Annotated in this window: 19 protein-coding genes; 8 read left to right on the top strand and 11 right to left on the bottom strand. The window is 70.8% G+C overall.

What is annotated here, in order from left to right; translation table 11 throughout:
• Positions 1 to 88 precede the first annotated feature (88 nt).
• Together ACF3M1_RS01025 and ACF3M1_RS01020 are read left to right on the top strand one after the other, a co-directional pair.
• Entirely contained in the window at positions 89 to 1,765 is a 1,677-nt protein-coding gene (locus tag ACF3M1_RS01025) for a hypothetical protein (RefSeq protein WP_394003088.1), read from the top strand.
• 47 nt (positions 1,766 to 1,812) lie between these two features.
• Positions 1,813 to 3,039 (top strand): multifunctional CCA addition/repair protein, encoded by a 1,227-nt coding sequence (locus ACF3M1_RS01020; protein ID WP_394005142.1) that lies wholly within the window; start codon positions 1,813 to 1,815, stop codon positions 3,037 to 3,039.
• A 1-nt stretch (position 3,040) separates the two neighbouring features.
• Here the strand turns inward: ACF3M1_RS01020 and ACF3M1_RS01015 are convergent, their stop codons facing one another.
• A complete protein-coding gene (locus ACF3M1_RS01015) occupies positions 3,041 to 3,901 on the bottom strand; it encodes a LysR family transcriptional regulator (RefSeq protein ID WP_394003086.1) in 861 nt (286 codons plus the stop codon).
• 101 nt (positions 3,902 to 4,002) lie between these two features.
• On the opposite strand from ACF3M1_RS01015, the gene bla reads away from it, so the two are divergent.
• Complete coding sequence (bla, locus tag ACF3M1_RS01010; protein ID WP_394003084.1) at positions 4,003 to 4,887, top strand: subclass B3 metallo-beta-lactamase; 885 nt, start codon at positions 4,003 to 4,005, stop codon at positions 4,885 to 4,887.
• Between the two features lie 28 nt (positions 4,888 to 4,915).
• Here bla and ACF3M1_RS01005 read toward each other — a convergent pair whose 3' ends face one another.
• From ACF3M1_RS01005 to ACF3M1_RS00985, 5 genes are read right to left on the bottom strand one after another with little or no spacing between them, the layout of a single operon-like run.
• Positions 4,916 to 5,740, bottom strand: a complete 825-nt coding sequence (locus ACF3M1_RS01005) for a DUF72 domain-containing protein (RefSeq protein WP_394003082.1) — start codon at positions 5,738 to 5,740, stop codon at positions 4,916 to 4,918.
• A 26-nt stretch (positions 5,741 to 5,766) separates the two neighbouring features.
• Complete coding sequence (locus ACF3M1_RS01000; protein WP_394003081.1) at positions 5,767 to 6,120, bottom strand: bleomycin resistance protein; 354 nt, start codon at positions 6,118 to 6,120, stop codon at positions 5,767 to 5,769.
• 18 nt (positions 6,121 to 6,138) lie between these two features.
• A complete protein-coding gene (locus tag ACF3M1_RS00995; RefSeq protein WP_394003079.1) occupies positions 6,139 to 7,158 on the bottom strand; it encodes an aminoglycoside phosphotransferase family protein in 1,020 nt (339 codons plus the stop codon).
• A 51-nt stretch (positions 7,159 to 7,209) separates the two neighbouring features.
• Positions 7,210 to 7,635, bottom strand: coding sequence for a VanZ family protein (locus ACF3M1_RS00990; RefSeq protein WP_394003077.1), 426 nt, complete (start codon positions 7,633 to 7,635; stop codon positions 7,210 to 7,212).
• Positions 7,632 to 8,885, bottom strand: coding sequence for a class I SAM-dependent methyltransferase (locus tag ACF3M1_RS00985; RefSeq protein ID WP_394003075.1), 1,254 nt, complete (start codon positions 8,883 to 8,885; stop codon positions 7,632 to 7,634). The genes ACF3M1_RS00990 and ACF3M1_RS00985 overlap by 4 nt, the downstream gene beginning before the upstream one ends.
• Before the next feature lie 227 nt (positions 8,886 to 9,112).
• Between ACF3M1_RS00985 and ACF3M1_RS00980 the strand changes: the two genes are divergently transcribed.
• A complete protein-coding gene (locus ACF3M1_RS00980) occupies positions 9,113 to 9,844 on the top strand; it encodes a pteridine reductase (protein WP_394003073.1) in 732 nt (243 codons plus the stop codon).
• A 228-nt stretch (positions 9,845 to 10,072) separates the two neighbouring features.
• Here ACF3M1_RS00980 and ACF3M1_RS00975 read toward each other — a convergent pair whose 3' ends face one another.
• The 5 genes from ACF3M1_RS00975 to tsaD form a co-directional block, all read right to left on the bottom strand.
• Positions 10,073 to 10,906 carry a DUF6159 family protein gene (locus ACF3M1_RS00975; protein WP_394003071.1) on the bottom strand — a complete coding sequence of 278 codons (834 nt, stop codon included), beginning with the start codon at positions 10,904 to 10,906 and terminating at the stop codon, positions 10,073 to 10,075.
• 204 nt (positions 10,907 to 11,110) lie between these two features.
• The gene (gene folK, locus ACF3M1_RS00970; RefSeq protein ID WP_394003069.1) at positions 11,111 to 11,611 is read right to left on the bottom strand and encodes a 2-amino-4-hydroxy-6-hydroxymethyldihydropteridine diphosphokinase; all 501 of its coding nucleotides are present in this window, start codon (positions 11,609 to 11,611) and stop codon (positions 11,111 to 11,113) included.
• 67 nt (positions 11,612 to 11,678) lie between these two features.
• Positions 11,679 to 13,001, bottom strand: a complete 1,323-nt coding sequence (locus ACF3M1_RS00965) for a mechanosensitive ion channel family protein (protein WP_394003067.1) — start codon at positions 12,999 to 13,001, stop codon at positions 11,679 to 11,681.
• Between the two features lie 54 nt (positions 13,002 to 13,055).
• On the bottom strand, positions 13,056 to 13,412 hold the full coding sequence (gene folB / locus ACF3M1_RS00960) for a dihydroneopterin aldolase (protein ID WP_394003065.1): 357 nt from the start codon (positions 13,410 to 13,412) through the stop codon (positions 13,056 to 13,058).
• 93 nt (positions 13,413 to 13,505) lie between these two features.
• The gene (tsaD, locus tag ACF3M1_RS00955; RefSeq protein ID WP_394003063.1) at positions 13,506 to 14,582 is read right to left on the bottom strand and encodes a tRNA (adenosine(37)-N6)-threonylcarbamoyltransferase complex transferase subunit TsaD; all 1,077 of its coding nucleotides are present in this window, start codon (positions 14,580 to 14,582) and stop codon (positions 13,506 to 13,508) included.
• 185 nt (positions 14,583 to 14,767) lie between these two features.
• On the opposite strand from tsaD, the gene rpsU reads away from it, so the two are divergent.
• From rpsU to ACF3M1_RS00935, 4 genes are all read left to right on the top strand, one after another.
• A complete protein-coding gene (gene rpsU, locus ACF3M1_RS00950) occupies positions 14,768 to 14,983 on the top strand; it encodes a 30S ribosomal protein S21 (RefSeq protein WP_047138278.1) in 216 nt (71 codons plus the stop codon).
• A gap of 135 nt (positions 14,984 to 15,118) precedes the next feature.
• On the top strand, positions 15,119 to 15,562 hold the full coding sequence (locus tag ACF3M1_RS00945; protein WP_394003061.1) for a GatB/YqeY domain-containing protein: 444 nt from the start codon (positions 15,119 to 15,121) through the stop codon (positions 15,560 to 15,562).
• A complete protein-coding gene (locus ACF3M1_RS00940) occupies positions 15,559 to 16,071 on the top strand; it encodes a GNAT family N-acetyltransferase (protein ID WP_394003059.1) in 513 nt (170 codons plus the stop codon). The genes ACF3M1_RS00945 and ACF3M1_RS00940 overlap by 4 nt, the downstream gene beginning before the upstream one ends.
• A gap of 102 nt (positions 16,072 to 16,173) precedes the next feature.
• On the top strand, positions 16,174 to 17,193 hold the full coding sequence (locus ACF3M1_RS00935) for a YihY/virulence factor BrkB family protein (RefSeq protein ID WP_394003057.1): 1,020 nt from the start codon (positions 16,174 to 16,176) through the stop codon (positions 17,191 to 17,193).
• The last annotated feature ends 117 nt before the right edge of the window (positions 17,194 to 17,310 follow it).

Below are 17,310 nucleotides of genomic sequence, written 5' to 3'. Positions count from 1 at the left end.
GCTGCCTTCGGCGGACCGCGCCCGGCGTCGGCCGACGGCGCCTCCAGCAAACGAAAGGAAGCGATCCATGGTGTGTTGGCGTGGCGTAATGGCAGGCGCGTGCCTGTGGATGTTGGCCGGCCTGGTGCAGGCAGCAGTTGAGGCCGACGCCCGCGTGGTCTTCATCGCCCATGCGATCACACGCGACACATCGGACGCACCGACCCTGCGGCACTGGACGTATGCCACCGTCTCGCCGGTCACGGGCACGGGAGACGGCCTGCAGCTTCGGCTTCGCCCGTTGTGGGCGCGCGCGCCGGACATGCCCGGCATCGACTCGTTCTCGCTCGACGATCGGCACGCCGAGGATCGCGCCGTGCGCGCGGTGCTCACCAGCGGCTTCGATCTGCGGGTGCAGCCCGATGGCGTTGCAGTGCGGCCGGTCGATCCCACGGCGTGGCGGACGCTGAGCGGGTCGCAGCCGGACGAGGGCCTGCTGGTCTCCACCCGCCTGGCCGCGCTCGCGCTGCGCCCGGTCGTGCTGCCGACGGCGCCGCAGACGGGCCACGCCATCGTCCGCCACGACCGCACCGGTGACTTCGCGTCCCTGGAAACCCGCATGCAGGTGCGCACGATCGACGACGCGATCGCGGTGCTGGATCTCGAATTCAGCGGCGACGACCTGCGGGGCCACGGCCGGCAGGCGGTCCGCCTCCACGACGGTCAGCCGCTCGAGACACGCCTCTATCTCGAGCGCCCCCCCGTGGGCGCCGATGCGCCCCAGGCGCATCGCCTGCACGTGGTGGACATGGCGACGGAGCCCACGCTCGATCTCGAACTCGATCCCGAGCAGGCGCACGCGTATGTCGAATCGATCGAGGCCGCGCTGGGCCATCCGCCGTTCTCGGCACCGACCGACGATCCGGCGCTTTTCAGACTGCACCCCACGCCCGAGGGCGCACTCGAACCCTGGATGCCGGCCGGGCAGGTGCCCGCAACCGACGCGATGCTGGTCTTCGGCCTCAAACGCCAGCCGCACGGTCCCCGCCTCATCATCACGATCGGGGCCGATGGACGCGCGATCGGCAAGGCCGGGCCGCCGCTGTCCGAATTCTCCACCCTGCGCGTGCGCGACGTCGCGTTGCTCGACCAGGCCGGACGTCCGCTTGCCGGCGCCGAGGCCACGCTGGTGCACCCGACCGTGTCGATGCAGGACCGCCAGCGCGTCGACGAGACCCAGCTGATGTTCCCGTTCCACCTGCCGCACGACGTGGCGGCGGAGACCCTCGCGGCGGCGCACACGATCCGGATGAGGGGCGACGCGAACGTTTACCGCTGGGACGGCGCGGACACCGTCGTCCGCCCGGCGCAGACGATGCACGCAGGCGACACGCGGATCGAATGGACATCACCCCACCGGGCGGCGCTCATCCAGCCCTATTCGCAGCCGGCGGATCGACAGGGCCGCTGGACGACGGCGGTGCCGGTCGACGCGGCCGGCCGCGAGATCCCGTCCGCGCTGGTCATGGTCTGGCGTTCGCTCGACATCCCCGGCGACTGGCGCACGCCCGCTGCGTTACCCGCCTTGGGCCTCGAAGCCGGCCGCGTGCCGCATCGGCTGGAAATCGCAACGGCCGAGCCGATCGCAGGGCTGCGCCTGCGTCATTACCGCTGGCACACCGAACCCCGGACCTGGATCTTCCACGACGTCCGCTCGCGAATGAACGATGCCGAGCGCGCGACCTACGAACGCGAGTTCGGCCCGTCCGGGGCCACAGCCCGTTAGGCTGCACGGGCGATGCTCCTCTCGTGATCCGGCACCCGTCCATGTCCATGCACATCTATCTCGTCGGCGGTGCAGTCCGCGACCGTCTGCTGGGACGCCCGCCCGGCGACCGCGACTGGGTCGTCGTCGGCGAAACGCAGGCGGCGATGGAGGCCGCCGGTTTCCGCGCGATCGGCCGTGATTTCCCGGTGTTCCTGCATCCCGACACGTCCGAGGAGTACGCGCTGGCGCGGACCGAGCGCAAGTCCGGGCGCGGCTATCGCGGCTTCGTCGTCGACGCCGACCCATCGGTGACGCTGGAGCAGGACCTCGGTCGTCGCGACTTCACGATCAACGCGATTGCCGAAGCGCCCGACGGCACCCTGGTCGACCCCCACGGCGGCGTGCGCGACATCGAGGCGCGCGTGCTGCGACATGTCGGCCCCGCGTTCGCCGAAGACCCGTTGCGGGTGCTGCGCGCCGCACGCTTCATGGCCCGCTTCGCGCCGCTCGGCTTCACCGTCGCCGACGCGACCATGGCGCTGATGCGGGGCATGGTCGAGGCCGGTGAACTCGAGGCGTTGACGCCCGAACGGGTGTGGCAGGAGCTGTCGCGCGCGCTCGCTTCGGCGCAACCGTCGGCGTTCCTGCGCACGCTGCACGACTGCGGCGCGCTCGCGGTGGTGCTGCCGGAGATCGACGCGCTCTACGGCGTGCCGCAGCGCGCCGAATACCATCCCGAAGTCGATACCGGCGTGCACCAGGAGCTGGTCAGCGACATGGCCGCGCGCCTCGCGCCGGGCGATGCGCTGATCGGGTTCGCCGCACTGACCCACGATCTCGGCAAGGCGCTGACGCCGAAGGACCAGCTGCCCCGCCACATCGGCCACGAACATGCGGGGCTGAAACCGCTGGACGCTTTGTGCGCGCGGCTGAAGGTGCCGGCGGCGCATCGCGAACTCGCGATCGTCGCCTGCCGCGAACATCTCAACGTGCATCGCATCGCCGAGCTGCGCGACGAGACGCTGCACGACCTGATCGCGCGCTGCGACGGCTTCCGCAAGCCCGAGCGCATCGCCCAGCTGGCGCTGGTGTGCGAATGCGACAAGCGCGGCCGTCTCGGCAGCGCCGAGGACGCCTATCCGCAGGCCGACATGCTGCGGCGCGCACACGCCGCCGCGCTCGCGCGCAATGCCCGCGACATCGCCGCCGACGGCATCACCGGCCCGGCGGTCGGCGAGGCATTGCGCAAGGCACGGATCGCGGCGATCGCCGCCACCCGAACGCGCGGCTGATTCAGTTCGCGCCCGCCCAGGTGCGGAACGCCTGCATCGCCGGCGTTTCCTCCCGCGACCTGAGCCGCGTCAGCCAGTAACCACCGACGTTCACCTCGACCGGCGACAGCCGCACCAGGCGCCCGCTGGCGAGATCCTGTTCGAACATCGCCACCGGCAGCAGCGCCACGCCGGCGCCGGCCGCGGCCGCACTGGCGATCGCCAGCGAGGAATCGAACACCGGCCCGCGCAAGGCGGGCATCGGCAGTTTCGCGGCCGCGCACCAGCGCGCCCATTCGTCCGGCCGGTAGGACCGCAGCAACGGCAGGCCGACCAGATCGCTGCGGCGGCGCACGCGCCGCGCCAACGCCGGCGCGCACACGGGCGCGAACGGCGCAGCGCACAGGTGCACCGCGTCCAGGCCCAGCCAGCTGCCGTCGCCGAAGCGCACGGCCAGGTCCAGCCCCTCGCCGGCTTGATCGATGCGGTTGTTGTGGGTCAGCAGGCGCAGGTCGATGCCCGGGTGTGCGGTCTCGAACGCAGGCAGCCGCGACAGCAGCCAGCCGGTGACGAAGGTGGCGACCGCGCTGACCGTCAGCACCTCGCGCGGGCTGGCACCGTCGAAACGCGCCAGTGCGGCATCGATGCGCGAGAACGCATCGCCGATCGCCGGCAGCAGGGCCGCGCCCTCGTCGGTCAGCGCTACGCCGCGCGGCAGGCGGCGGAACAGCGTGCACCCCAAGCGTGTCTCCAGCCCGCGGATGCGATGGCTCAGCGCCGCCTGGGTGATGCGCAGCTCCAGCGCGGCGCGGGTGAAATTGAGATGGCGGGCGGCGGCCTCGAAGGCCCGCAGCCCGGTCAGCGGCAGGTGCGGATTGTCCATGCCGGCATTAGATCAGCTCATGGCTGCGATGAGATCGACTCGCTTCTCGTGCGCGCGCCGGGTCCCGACAATCGGTCCGTCACCCACTCCAAGGACACGCGATGCACAGCTGGACACGACCGACCCTCGCCGCGGCCCTCCTCGTCGCCGCGACGGGCCACGCCCAGGGCCACCCCGCAGAGCCGCTGCCGCAGCTGCGCGCCTACGAGGTGCCCGCGCCTTGGCGGCAGCCGGTCGCGCCGGTGCAGATCGCCGCGCACACCTGGCAGATCGGCACGGCCGAACTCAGCGCGCTGCTGCTGGTCGGCAGCGAGGGCGCGATCCTCATCGACGGCGGCATGCCGCAGGCCGCCGACCACCTGCTCGCCAACATGGCCGCACTCGGCATCGCGCCGTCGGATCTGAAGGTGATCGTGCTCAGCCACGCCCATGCCGACCACGCCGGCCCGCTGGCGGCGCTGCGCCGGGCCACCGGGGCACGGGTCGCGGCGAATGCCGAGTCCGCACAACTGCTGGCCCGTGGCGGCAGCGGCGACATCCACTTCGGCGACGCCCTCGTCTATCCGCCGGTCACTACCGATCGCCTGCTGCTCGACGGCGAGGTCATCGTGCTCGGCGACCTGCGGCTGCAGGTCCACTTCACGCCCGGCCACACGCCGGGCAGCATGAGCTGGACCTGGACGGACCAGGCGACGGACGGCACGCCGCTGCAGCTGGTCTACGCCGACAGCCTGAGCGCGCCGGACTACCGGCTGCTCGACAATCCCCGCTATCCGCGGATCGTCGAGGACTACCGCGCCAGCTTCGCCCGCATCCGCGCCCTGCCCTGCGACCTGCTGCTGACGCCGCACCCCGGGTTCAGTGGTCTGCGCTACGGCACGACGCTGGAACGCCTCCGCCCGGTGGACTGCCGCGCCTATGCCGATACGGCCGAGCAGGCGTTGGACGCCCGTCTGGACGCCGAACGCGCCGGTACCGCCGACTGATCGACGCGGCGCGACGCGGACGCGTCGTCTACAGCCGCGCCTGCAGGGCCATCGCCGCGGCCGGGTTGCGCGCCTTCGCCGCCGAGATGAAGAACACGAAGACCTCGCGCGGCGTCACCGGCGCGGCGTCGCGGGCCTCGACGTACGCCAGGTCGCCCGGCGCCTCGCCACGCGCCCACTGGTGGGCGCGCTCTGCCCAGGCGTCGAGTTGCAGGCCCGGGTAGCCGTCCTTGTGCTGCTCGCGGCTGGCCATCAGACGCGCATAGACGATGTCGCCGCTGAGGTCGGCGAACGACGGGTACTCGGTGGAATCGGTGAACACCGACGGCAGGCCGTGTTCGCGCATCAGCGCGAGGTAGGCCGGCAACTGGAAACTCGGGTGACGCACTTCCAGCACGTGGCGCAGCGGCGCGCCGTCGAGCGTACGGGGCAACAGGTCGAGGAACGCGGCGATGTCGTCGTAGTCGAACGCGCGGCGCGGATCGAACTGCCACAGCACCGGGCCGAGCCGGCTGCCGAGTTCGCCGATGCCGCCGTGCACGAAGGCGTCGATCTTCGCGCCGGTGCCGGCCAGCGACCGCGCGCCGACGATGAAGCGCGGCGCCTTCAGCGAGAACACGAAGCCCTCGGGCGTCTCGTCGCGCCAGCGCGCGTAGACCTCGGGCGGCTGGGTGCCGTAGAAGGTGCCGTTGATCTCGATCGCGGTCAGGTGGCGACTGGCGTATTCGAGCTCGCGCTTCTGCACCAGGCCCTTGGGATAGAAGTTGTCGCGCCACGGCGCGAAGGTCCAGCCGCCGATGCCGGTGCGGATGCCGTGGACGGGCTTGGGGGCGTCTGCGAACAGGTCGTCCATCGGAATCTCCTCGCGCCGCGGCGCGATCAGTCGGCGTGCTGCGCGAACCGCAGGCGGTTGTGGTCGGGATCGACGAGCAGCATCTCGCGCGTGCCCCAGTCGGTGTCCCAGGGCGGCTGCACGATCGGCACGCCGGCCGCGGCGAATGCACGCGCACAGGCGTCGACGTCGTCCACCTTGAAGTACACCGCGCCGCCGATCGCGCAATCGCCGGCGTGGGCGGTCAGGAACAGCGTCTGCCCGTCGCGGGTGAGCTGCGCGAACAGCGGCATGTCCGCATCGAAACGATGCGCCCAGTCGACGGTGAAGCCGAGCGCGGCGTAGAACGCGAGGCTGCGCTCGGCGTCGGTCATGCGCAGCTGCGGGATCACGGTCTGCATGGCGCTGGGGCCTTCGGCTCAGTCCGCGACGAGACGCGGACGCACATGGCGGTCGAGCAGCGCGCCCAGCGGTGCGAGCGCCGGATCGGTGGGCACGACCGCATCGAGATAGGCGAGGAACCGCGGCGCATCGGCGAGGTACTTCGGCTTGCCGTCGCGGTGATGCAGACGCGCGAAGATGCCCATGACCTTGAGATGCCGCTGCACGCCGGTCAGCGCGGCATCGCGGACGAACTGTGCGTGCGCCGGCAGCGGCAGTCCGGCGGCGCGCGCACGGGCGTGATAGCGCGCCAGCCAGGCATCGGCCTGCGCCTCGGGCCAGCTGTGGAAGGCATCGCGCAGCAGGCAGGCCACGTCGTAGGCGATCGGACCGGCCACCGCATCCTGGAAATCCAGCACCGCGACGCCGCCTTCGACCGGCATCAGGTTGCGCAACATGTAGTCGCGATGCACCAGCACCTGGGGCTGCGCGAGCATCGCGCCGACCAGATGCGCCTGCACCGATTCCCAACCCGCGCGCTCGTCATCCGACAGGGTCACGCCGAGATGCCGGCCGAGGAACCAGTCCTCGAACAACGCGAGTTCGCGGCGCAGCATCGCCGCATCGAAGGCCGGCAATTCGTCCGGTGGCGCGATCGCCTGCAGACGCAGCAGTTGTTCGAAGGCTGCGTCCATCAGCGCGTCGGCGTCCAGCGATGCCAGCGCCTGCAGGCAGGTCTCGCCGCCGAGATCCTCGAGCAGCAGGAAACCCGATTCGACCTCGCGCGCGAGCACGTGCGGCACGCGCACGCCGTGGTGCTCAAGCAGATCGCGGATGCGCAGCCACGGGCGCACGTCCTCAAGATCCGGCGGCGAATCCATGACGATGCGCGACAGCCCGTTCGCCTCGCCGCGCCAGTAACTGCGGAAGCCGGCGTCCATCGATGCACGGACGAGCGTCAGCGTCGCGTCGCCGCTCGCCTCGCGGGCCCAGGTGAGACGGGCATCGGCGCGCGCGGCATAGGCGGCAGGCGCGGTGGAGGGCAGGACAGCGGACATGCGATGGACCAGGTCGAAAGTGAGGGGATTATCGGGCAATCGATGCCGCGCTCAGCGCCCGACCCCGTCGAGCCCGCGCGTATCGAACTGCAGCAGCACATCGCGGAACGGCGTGAGCCGCGTGGACAGACCGACGATCACGCCGAGCGTGTTGGCGAATGCATCGGCGCCATCCTGCATGCGCGTGGCGGTCAATGCGCCCTGCGCGTATTCGAGCCCGATGCCGAGCAGCACCAGGCCGATGCCGGCACCCAGCAGCGCCGGCCAGCGCGCATAGAGCTGCACCGCGGCCGCGGCGAGCGCGAAGTAGGCGAGGAAGTGGCCGAGCTTGTCGCCATCGGGCACGTCGGGCATCGGCACCGACGGCGCCAGCGACAGCACGACGACGACCGCGATCGCCGCGATCCACAGCCCGCCCCACAGCACCGGGCGACGCAGCGGCTTGAACGAACGGCCGAACCGCGGACGGCGGCTCACAGGCGGTGACTCAGATCGCCGATCAGGAACGCGTGCTCGAAGTCGACATCCTTCGCGAAGCCGATCGCCTGGAAGGCCTCGCCCATCTCGCCCGGCAGCGTGAGCCGCTTGGCCTGCTGGCGCAGCGCGTAGCGCGCGGCCTCGTCGACGGCGTGCGCCTCGTGCGCGGCCAGGCGCTGTTCGAGCCGGTTACCGAGCAGCAGCGAGGTCTGGTTGCAGTAGCCGGCGAAATCGAATCCGGCGTGCGTGCCGGCCTCGGCCAGCGCGGTGAAGTCCACCGATGCGGTCAGGTCCTGCAGGCCCGGCAGCGCGAATACATCCCCACTCACCTGATGGCGATGGAACGCGCGCAGCGTGCCGGCATCGCGGTCGTCGCGGTAGTACTCGCGCCGCGCGTAGCCGTAATCGACGAACAGCATCGCGCCGCGACGCAGTCCACCGGCGACAGCCTGCACCCAGTACGGCAGCTGCGGCAGCAGTTCGGAGCGGTAGCCGTCGCCCAGCGGCGCGCCGCGCTGGCGCTCGACATGGCGCACCGCCGAGGCCAGCAGCGCATCGGCCGGATGCAGCGTGCGACCGAACCCGTCGCCGTCACGCGTGACGTACTCCTCGAACACCTCGCCCTCGCCGATGACGAAGCGCGGCGTGGGCAGTGCATCGACGACCTCGTTGGCGAACAGCACGCCCTGCCAGTCGCCGGGCATCGGGCCGTCGACCCAATCGACACGCGTGAACAGGTCCGCCGGCAGGCGCTGCTGCAGATGCGCGCGCTGGCGTTCGCGCAGGTCGGCACTGGGCTCGAGGATCGCGTAGCGCGCGGGCACCGCCTCGAGCGCGGCCAGATGCGCCAGCGCATCGCCGGCGAACGCACCGCTGCCGCCGCCGATTTCCAGGAACTGCGCGTCGGCGCCGATCTCGCGCAGCACCGGCGCGAACGCCTCGGCAACGCACTCGGCGAACAGCGCGCCGAGCTCGGGCGCGGTGACGAAATCACCGGCCGCGCCGAACTTCGCCGCGCCCGCGCTGTAGTAGCCCAGGCCCGGCGCATACAGCGCCAGCTCCATGAATTTCCAGAACGGAATCGCCCCGCCGGCCTCGGCGATCTGGGCGTGGATCAGGTCACGCAGCCGCGCACTGTGGGCGAGCGCGTCGTCGGACGGAACAGGGGGCTGGCTGGACATGCAGGACTTTCCGGAACAGGCGCGCGTCAGGATACGCGAGCACAACACAGGGCCTGTCGTGACGCGCACGGGTTCGGATCGCCGTGCTGTCCTGGGAACGGCAGCGCGGTCGTCTGCGTCGCACACCTGCTGCGCGTCCCGGCGCTCACGTGGCAGCTCGGGGTGCGCCAGCGCGGGCGGTGGCACGCGAGCTCAACGCGCCCGCCGCATCGGCCTGAGGCATCGCGCACCCAGCCGCCGGGACGTGCGCGCGCCGGTGCCTTAAGGTGACATTCCGTCGCCACATCACCCACCCCATGCCCACCTCCGCCCCTGTCGTCCTCGTCACCGGCGCTGCCCGTCGCATCGGCGCGGCGATCGCGCGCCGCCTGCATGCCGATGGGTATGCGGTCGCCCTGCACTGCCACCGCTCGCGCGACGACGCCGATGCGCTGGGCGGCGAACTCGATGCGCAGCGACCGGGCAGCATCTGCGTGCTGCAGGGCGACCTGGCCGAGGCGGCCGTCTTGGCGGACTTGGTCGACACGACCGTTGCCCACTTCGGTCGGCTCGATGCGCTGGTCAACAACGCTGCGGCGTTCGCGCCGGCCGCATTCGCGATCACCGATGCCGCCGCGTTCGACGCGCTGATGGCGACCAATGCGCGCGCGCCGTTCCTGCTGGCGCAGGCTGCGGCGCCGCATCTGCGCGCGGCACGGGGCGCGATCGTCAACATCGGCGACCTGTATGCCGAACGCCCGCGCGCGGACCTGGTCGCCTACGCGGCGTCGAAGGCTGCGCTGCTCGGCCTGACCCGCGGGCTCGCGGTCGCGCTGGCCCCGGAGGTGCGGGTCAACGCGGTGTCGCCGGGCGCGATCCTGTGGCCGGAAGACGGCGCGGACACCGCGCAGCAGGCGCGCATCCTCGACGCGACCCCGCTGGCCAGGCTCGGCAGCGCGGAGGAAATCGCCGACGCCGTGGCCTGGCTGCTGCGCGGCGGCTTCACCACGGGCGAAGTGCTGCGCCTCGACGGGGGCCGCTCGCTCTAGCGCCGGCTTGCCCCCATGCCTGCGTAGACGCTCGCGCGCAAGCAAGCGTTCCAGCGAACAGCCTTCGTTGGCAGCTGCGCGGTAGCGGCACCCGGCGAAGGGCTGCGCCTCGGCGCCAGCGCCGACTCGCCACCGTTGCCCGTGTAGGAGCGCGCTTGCGCGCGAATGGGCCTCCCAGCGAACGCCCATCGCGCGCGCGCTCCTGCAGGGGCGCTGTATGCCGGGTGGTCAGCGCTTGGGCGCGAACGCGTGCTCGAGCTGGGCGCCCGAGAAGCCCGCGGGCACCTCGTGCGACACCGCGTAGCGGTACAGCGCCGCGGAATAGATGCCGGTCAGCGCGGCCTGGTAGACCGCGAGCAGCAGCAGCGCGAGTGCGCACACCACCGCGACCGTGATGCCGAGCGCAACCGACCCCTGGAACGCGATGACACTCAGCCCCACCGCGGCGACGACCGCCAGCCCGGTCAGCAGCCCGAACGCCGCGCCGATGCCCACGCTACCGAGCGCGTTTTCGCCCCAGGTGCGCTTGAGCAGCGCGACGCTCTGCTTGAGCGCGTCGATCGGGCCGACATCGCGGCTCACCAGCACGGGCACGACGAGGAAGGCCGCGAGCGTCCACGCCACGCCCAGGCCGCTGCCCAGCAGCCGTACCAGGAAATTGTTGTCCTGGCGCTTCATCGTCTGCAGCAGCACGCCGACAGTCGCGGCGATCGCCGCGTAGCCGAGGATCGCCGGCAACCGGCGCCGCGCCGCGGCCAGGCCGTCGGACAGCGTGGGGTCGCCGCCATCGAGCCGGATCATCGCCGCACCGACCAGCGCGGCGTTGAAGAACACGATCACCGCGTACTGGCAGAAATAGAACACGAAGGCCAGCGCGAGTCCGGCGAGGCCGATGCCGTGCTCGAACACGCGCAAGGCGAACACCGGCAGCGCGAAGGTCGCGAGCACGACCATCGACGCCAGGCCCGACAGCACCGGAAACAGCATCAGCTCCTTGTCCGAACGCAGCACCGCCGCGCTCGACTTCACCAGCCCCCAGCTCCGCGACAACGTCTCGAACATGGTCCGCACTCCCCGGTCATGGATCGACGCCGGGACAATGGCGTCGCGTCGATGGTCGCGCGGTCCGCGCCCCGCGCCAAGTGACGGACGTCATTCCCGCCCCGTCGGGAAACGCCGCGGATCGTCGCCTCGCCCGCTGTCCCGGTGGCATGCCGCACGCGAACACGTGCGCGCGTACCCGGCACCGCGAACCGCCCGCGCGGCTCAGGTGGTCTCGCCGCTCACGCCCTCGACCCGCTCGAACGCCATGTCGCGATCCGCATGCGCGTCCCAAAGCTGAGAGAGGGGCGTGCCGTCGACGGGATGCCGCCAGTCGGGCGCGATCTCCGCCGCCGGCTTGAGCACGAACGCATGGCGCAGTTCGTCGCGCGGAATGCGCAGATTGCCGGCGCCGCTCAGCACCACGTCGTCGAACAGCACGATGTCGATGTCCAGCGTGCGGTCGCTGTAGCGCGGGCCGCTGCGGTCGCGTCCGTGCGCGTCTTCAAGTGCGTGCAGCCAGTCGTTCAAGGCCGCAGGCGCGAGATCGGTGCGGATCGTCGCGGAGGCATTGAGGAAGTCCGGGCCCGTGTAGCCGACCGCCGGAAAGCGGTAGACGGACGACATCACCACATCCTCGAAGCGCGCGCGCAGCGCGGCGATCGCCGCGCGCAGATGGGTCTCGGGCTCGACGTTGCTGCCGAGGCTGAGCAGGGCGATGGCCATGGCGCACTCCGGTGGGGGCGCCATGATCGCCGATTGCCCCGCGTCGATGCGAGACGCGGGGTGCGGCTCAGCCGGCGTCGGGTGCCGGCAGCGGCGGCGCGGCGCGCGGCGGTCGCGCATCGGCGGCCGGCGCCGGACCGGTGTCGTCCAGCCGCCGCAGATTGACCTCCACCGGCGCATCGCTGTGCGACTGGAACACACGCAGGTCGAATTCCGGCAGGATCGCCAGCAGGTGGTCGAAGATGTCCGACTGGATGCCCTCGTAAACGCCCCACGCGGTGCTCGAGGTGAACGCCCAGACCTCCAGTGGCAGGCCGGTCTCGGTCGGCTGCAGCTGGCGGACCAGCATCGTCAGGTCCTGGTTGATGTCGGGGTGGTTGCGCAGGTAGTGCTCGATGTAGGCGCGGAACGTGCCGAGGTTGGTCACCCGGCGATGGTTGACCGGCTCGGCGCCGCGTTCTGCCAGGGCCGCGTTCCAAGCACGGAGTTCCTCGTCCTTGCGGTCGAGATAACCGTCGAGCACGGTGAAGCGGCGGAAGCGCGCAATCTCGTCGGGCTCGAGGAAGCGCACGCTGCGCTGGTCGAGCAGCAGCGAGCGCTTGATCCGGCGGCCACCGCCCTCGGACATGTGCCGCCAGTTCTTGAACGCATCACTGACCAGCTTCTTGGTCGGCACCGTGGTCACGGTGCGGTCGAAGTTGCGTACCGTCACCGTGTGCAGCGCGATGTCGATGACGTCGCCGTCGGCGTTCTGGCTGGGCATCTCGATCCAGTCGCCGATGCGCACGCGGCCATCGTTGCTGATCTGCACGCTGGCGACCAGCGACAGGATGGTGTCCTGGAAGATCAGCATCAGCACGGCGGTCATCGCGCCGAGGCCGGTGACGATGTGCAGGAACTCGGCGCCGATCAGCGTGGCCACGACCGAGATGCCGACCAGCACGAACATGATGATCTTAGCGACCTGGAAGTAACCCTTGATCGGCTTGTTCTGTGCTTCGGGCCGGCGCTCGTAATTGCGGTTGATCGCATCGAGCGCCTGCGACACGGCCAGTGCGATCGTCACCACGACGAACACCTGGCACAGCGCCTTGACCACGGTGACCACCTGCGGCGGCAGGTCGGGCACGATCGAGATGCCGGCCGACAGCACCAGTGCCGGCACCACGTTGGCCAGGCGCGGAATCACCCGCAGCCGCACCTCGTGGTCGTGCTGCGCGCCGCCCAGCGGCGTGCGCTGCAGCACGCTGCGCAGCCCGCGCAGCAGCACGCGCTTGGTCACCAGATTGGCCAACCAGGCCAGCAGCAGCAGGCCCGCCAGCACCGTGAGCGTATAGGCCCAGGGATACGGGGCCATGACGTCGCGAAGCCGTTCGAGCTGGGTCTGCATGGATGGAATCTCCTGGTCTGCGCGCCCGGAGGGCACGGCGCCGGAGCCGGTGGATCAGGTCTGGCGACTGCGTTCGATGGTCACGCCGACCGCGCGTGCACCACGCACCGCACCCGGCTTGCTGAGCTTCAAGCGTACCGAAGCGACGTTGAACTCCTCGATCACGATCGCCGCGCAGCGCTCGGCGAGCGTCTCGACGAGGCCGAAGTCCGAGGCCGAGACGTACTCGATCAGGCGCTTGCTGACCGCCTTGTAGTTCAGCGTGTCGGCGATGTCGTCACTGGCCGCGGGCACGCGGTTGTCGAAACGCATCTCGAGATCGAACACCAGCGGCTGGCGGATGCGCCGCTCCCAGTCGTAGATGCCGATCAGCGCCTCGATCTCGAGGCCTTCGATGAAGACGTGGTCCATGGGGAAACGCCGGGATCCGGGATTGGGGAGGTGGGATTGGAAACAGCAACGGCAACAGCTTAACCGCCACGCCGGTGAAGCCCCCGCCGGCAGTCACACCGCGTTTGCGAATCCCGAATCCCCAATCCCCATTCCCGTCGCTGCCGCCAAGGGCGACAGCGACGCCATATCCCAGCGCGGGGTCGCGCGCACGGTGGCGTCGTCGTGCTGGCCGGCCTGCAGGCGCAGTGCGCCGGCGAAGGCGATCATCGCGCCGTTGTCGGTGCACAGCGCCGGACGCGGAAAGCACACGCGCCCGCCGCGCCGGTGCGCGTCGGCCTGCAGCTTCGCGCGCAGGCGTTTGTTGGCGCCGACGCCGCCGGCGACCACCAGCGTGTCGCAGCCGGACGCGTCCAGCGCGCGGGCGCACTTGATCGCCAGCGTGTCGACCACCGCGTCCTCGAAGCCGCGGGCGATGTCGCGGCGGGTGGCGTCGGTCTGGTCGCTGCCCTGCCAGGCCAGCAGCACCTGGGTCTTGAGCCCGCTGAAGCTGAAATCGAGCCCCGGCCGGTCGGTCATCGGCCGCGAGAACTTGTAGACGCCCGGCGTGCCCTGCTCGGCCAGCGCCGCCAGCTGCGGGCCACCGGGATACGGCAGGCCCATCATCTTCGCGGTCTTGTCGAAGGCCTCGCCGGCGGCGTCGTCGAGCGTCTCGCCGAGCAGCCGGTAACTGCCGATCGCGTCGACCGCGACCAGCTGGGTATGCCCGCCCGAGACCAGCAGCGCGACGAACGGAGCGGCCGGCGGATCGTCTTCCATCAACGGCGCCAGCAGATGGCCTTCCATGTGGTGCACGCCGATCGTCGGCACATCCAGCGCCCAGCCCAGTGCGCGCGCGACGCCCGCGCCGACCAGCAGCGCGCCCACGAGGCCCGGGCCGGCGGTATAGGCGACGCCGTCGAGATCGCCGGTCGACAGGCCGGCCTCGGCCAGGGTCTGGCGGATCAGCGGCAGCAGCTTGCGCACGTGGTCGCGGCTGGCCAGTTCCGGCACCACGCCGCCGTATTCGGCGTGCAGGGCGATCTGGCTGTAGACGGCGTGGGCCAGCAGGCCGTCGGCGCCGCCGGTGGCGGTGTCGTAGACGGCCACGCCGGTTTCGTCGCAGGAAGTTTCGATGCCGAGGACTTTCATGTCGGGGCGCTGCCGGGAAGCGGAACGAAAGGGCCGCGCCGGGCGCGGCAGCCCCACGGCTTGCACACCCCCGCGGGACACGGCTATGATACGCGGCTCGCCGGGGCTGAGCCCGGTGGATTCGCATTCGAAATTCGATTCGAACCGGCCAATGAAGGCCGGACGATCAGATCCCCGGAGATTCCATGCCAAGCGTCAAAGTCCGCGAAAACGAGCCCTTCGAGTTTGCGCTGCGTCGGTTCAAGCGCACCTGCGAGAAGGCCGGCGTGCTCGCCGAAACCCGCAAGCGCGAGTTTTACGAGAAGCCGACCCAGGAACGCAAGCGCAAGGCCGCTGCCGCCGTGAAGCGTCAGGCCCGTCGCGTGTCGCGCGACGTCACCAAGCGCCAGCGCCTGTATTGATCGGCGCGAGCCGGGCCCTGTGCCCGGCTCGGACGTTTGATGACGCGAAAGCCGGCAGCGCCCTGCGCCGCCGGCTTTTTGTCGTCCCCGCGATGCCGCTTCACTGCGTTTTTTCCCAATCCGATGGAGTCCGCCATGTCCCTGAAGCTCCGACTCACCGACGACATGAAGGCCGCGATGAAGAGCGGCGACAAGCAGACGCTCGGCGTCGTGCGCCTGATGCTGTCGGCGATCAAGCAGCGCGAAGTCGACGAGCGCATCGAGCTCGATGACGCCGCCGTGCTGGCCGCGCTGGAAAAGATGGTCAAGCAGCGCCGCGATTCGGTGAGCCAGTACGAGGCCGCCAATCGCGAGGACCTGGCCCAGATCGAACGCGACGAGATCGTGGTCATCGAGCGCTATCTCCCCGAGAAGCTCGGCGAGGCCGAGATCCTGGCGGCGATCGCCGCCGCCAAGGCCGAGACCGGCGCCGCAGGCCCGGCCGACATCGGCAAGCTGATGGGCGTGCTCAAGCCGCAGCTGGCCGGCAAGGCCGACATGGGCGAGGTGTCGCGCCTGGTGAAGCAGTCCCTGTCGTGAGCCCGGTCGCGCCGCCGCGGATCGTCCTGCGCCCGGCGCAGCGCGCGGACGTGCCGTTGATCCTGGCATTCGTCCGCGAACTGGCCGAGTACGAGCGCCTGGCGGATGCGGTGGTCGCCGACGCGGCGCGGTTCGAGGCCGCGCTGTTCGGCGCGCGGCCCGATGCCGAGGTAGTCATCGCCGAGGTCGACGGCGAGGCTGCCGGCTTCGCGCTGTTCTTCCACAACTTCTCGACCTTCCTCGGCCGGCGCGGCCTGTATCTCGAGGATCTGTACGTGCGCCCCGCGCATCGCGGCCACGGCGTCGGCAAGCACCTGATGACGCATCTGGCGGCGCTCGCGGTCGAGCGCGGCTGCGGCCGCTTCGAGTGGTCGGTGCTCGACTGGAATGCGCCGGCGATCGGCTTCTACCGCGCGATCGGCGCCGTCGGCCAGGACGGCTGGACCGTGCAGCGACTCGACGGCGATGCGCTGCGCGCGCTGGCTGCGGACGCACGCGTTCCGCGCTGACGTCCTCACGCCGCGCAACCGCGCCGTCGCTAAGGTGACGGCACCGCCGGACCGGGCCGTTTCGCCGGACGCACCGGCTTCAACGCGCCGACGACGCCCTGCATGACCACGACCTCCCCCGACCCCACGCCACCTGATGCCGACAGCGCGCCCGTTGCACGCACGCGCTGGCACCGCACCCGCCGAAAGCTCGACAAGGGCGTGTCGCGCGTGCAGGAGAGCGTGCCGGCGACGCTGGTCACGCGTTTCATCGAGATCGACCTGCTGACCCACGCGGCGTCGCTGTCGTTCTACATGCTGATCTCGCTGGCACCGTTGCTGGTGCTGGTGCTGTGGGTCACGGCGTCGCTGTATCCGGCTGCGCAGGAAGCGCTGCTGGCGCAGATCGGCGCCCTCGCGGGTGAAGGCGCGCAGGCAGTCGCGGGCACGGTGATCCAGAACGCGACCGAACAACCCGACATCGGATCGCTGGCCGGCATCTGGAGCACGCTGCTGCTGTTCGTCGGTGCGACCGTCGTCTTCGCACGGCTGCAGGCGACGTTGAACCTGATCTTCCATACCGATGGCGACGCGCTGCCCGGCGGCATCGTCGACTTCCTGCGCAAGCGCGTGTTCTCGTTCGGCGTGGTGTTCGCGCTGGGCTTCCTGCTGCTGGTCTCGACCCTGGCGACGACCGCGCTGGAAGTGGTGTTCGCCAACGTCCCGTCGCTGTTGCCGCTGCTGGGCAATGTGATGGCCCTGGTGCTGTACGCGTTCGCGTTCTCGCTGATGTACCACTACCTGCCCGATCGCCGCGTGCGCTGGCGACAGGCGTTCTTCGGCGGCCTGGTGACCGCGGGTCTGTTCGTCTTCGGCCGCTGGGCGATCGGCGTGTACATCGCCAAGGCCGCGCCGGGCAGCGCCTACGGCTCGTTCGGCACGCTGGTGATCCTGCTGATCTGGATGTATTACGCGGCGACGATCTTCTTCGTCGGCGCGCTGATCACTGCGGTCATCGACGATCGGCTGCGCCGGGCCTCGGTCGAGCGCGCCCTGCGCAAGCGCGCCGAACGTCAGGCGGCGGCGGGCCTGGTGCCGGCGCGTCCGTCTTCGGTTCCGCCCGCCGGAACGCCGCCGGCCTGAATCCAGCGGCGGGAAATTCCGCGGCGCGTGGCATTCTAGCGCCCGCATGATCCACGTCCCCGACACCACCGCCGCCCCCTCCTCCGTGCAGCCGCGCACGCGGTCGCGTGAGCGCGG

The sequence above is a fragment of the Luteimonas sp. WGS1318 genome (assembly GCF_043187535.1).
Lineage (GTDB): Bacteria > Pseudomonadota > Gammaproteobacteria > Xanthomonadales > Xanthomonadaceae > Luteimonas.
Note: the sequence above shows the minus strand (reverse complement) of the source record. Positions and strands in the feature narration are given on the sequence as shown.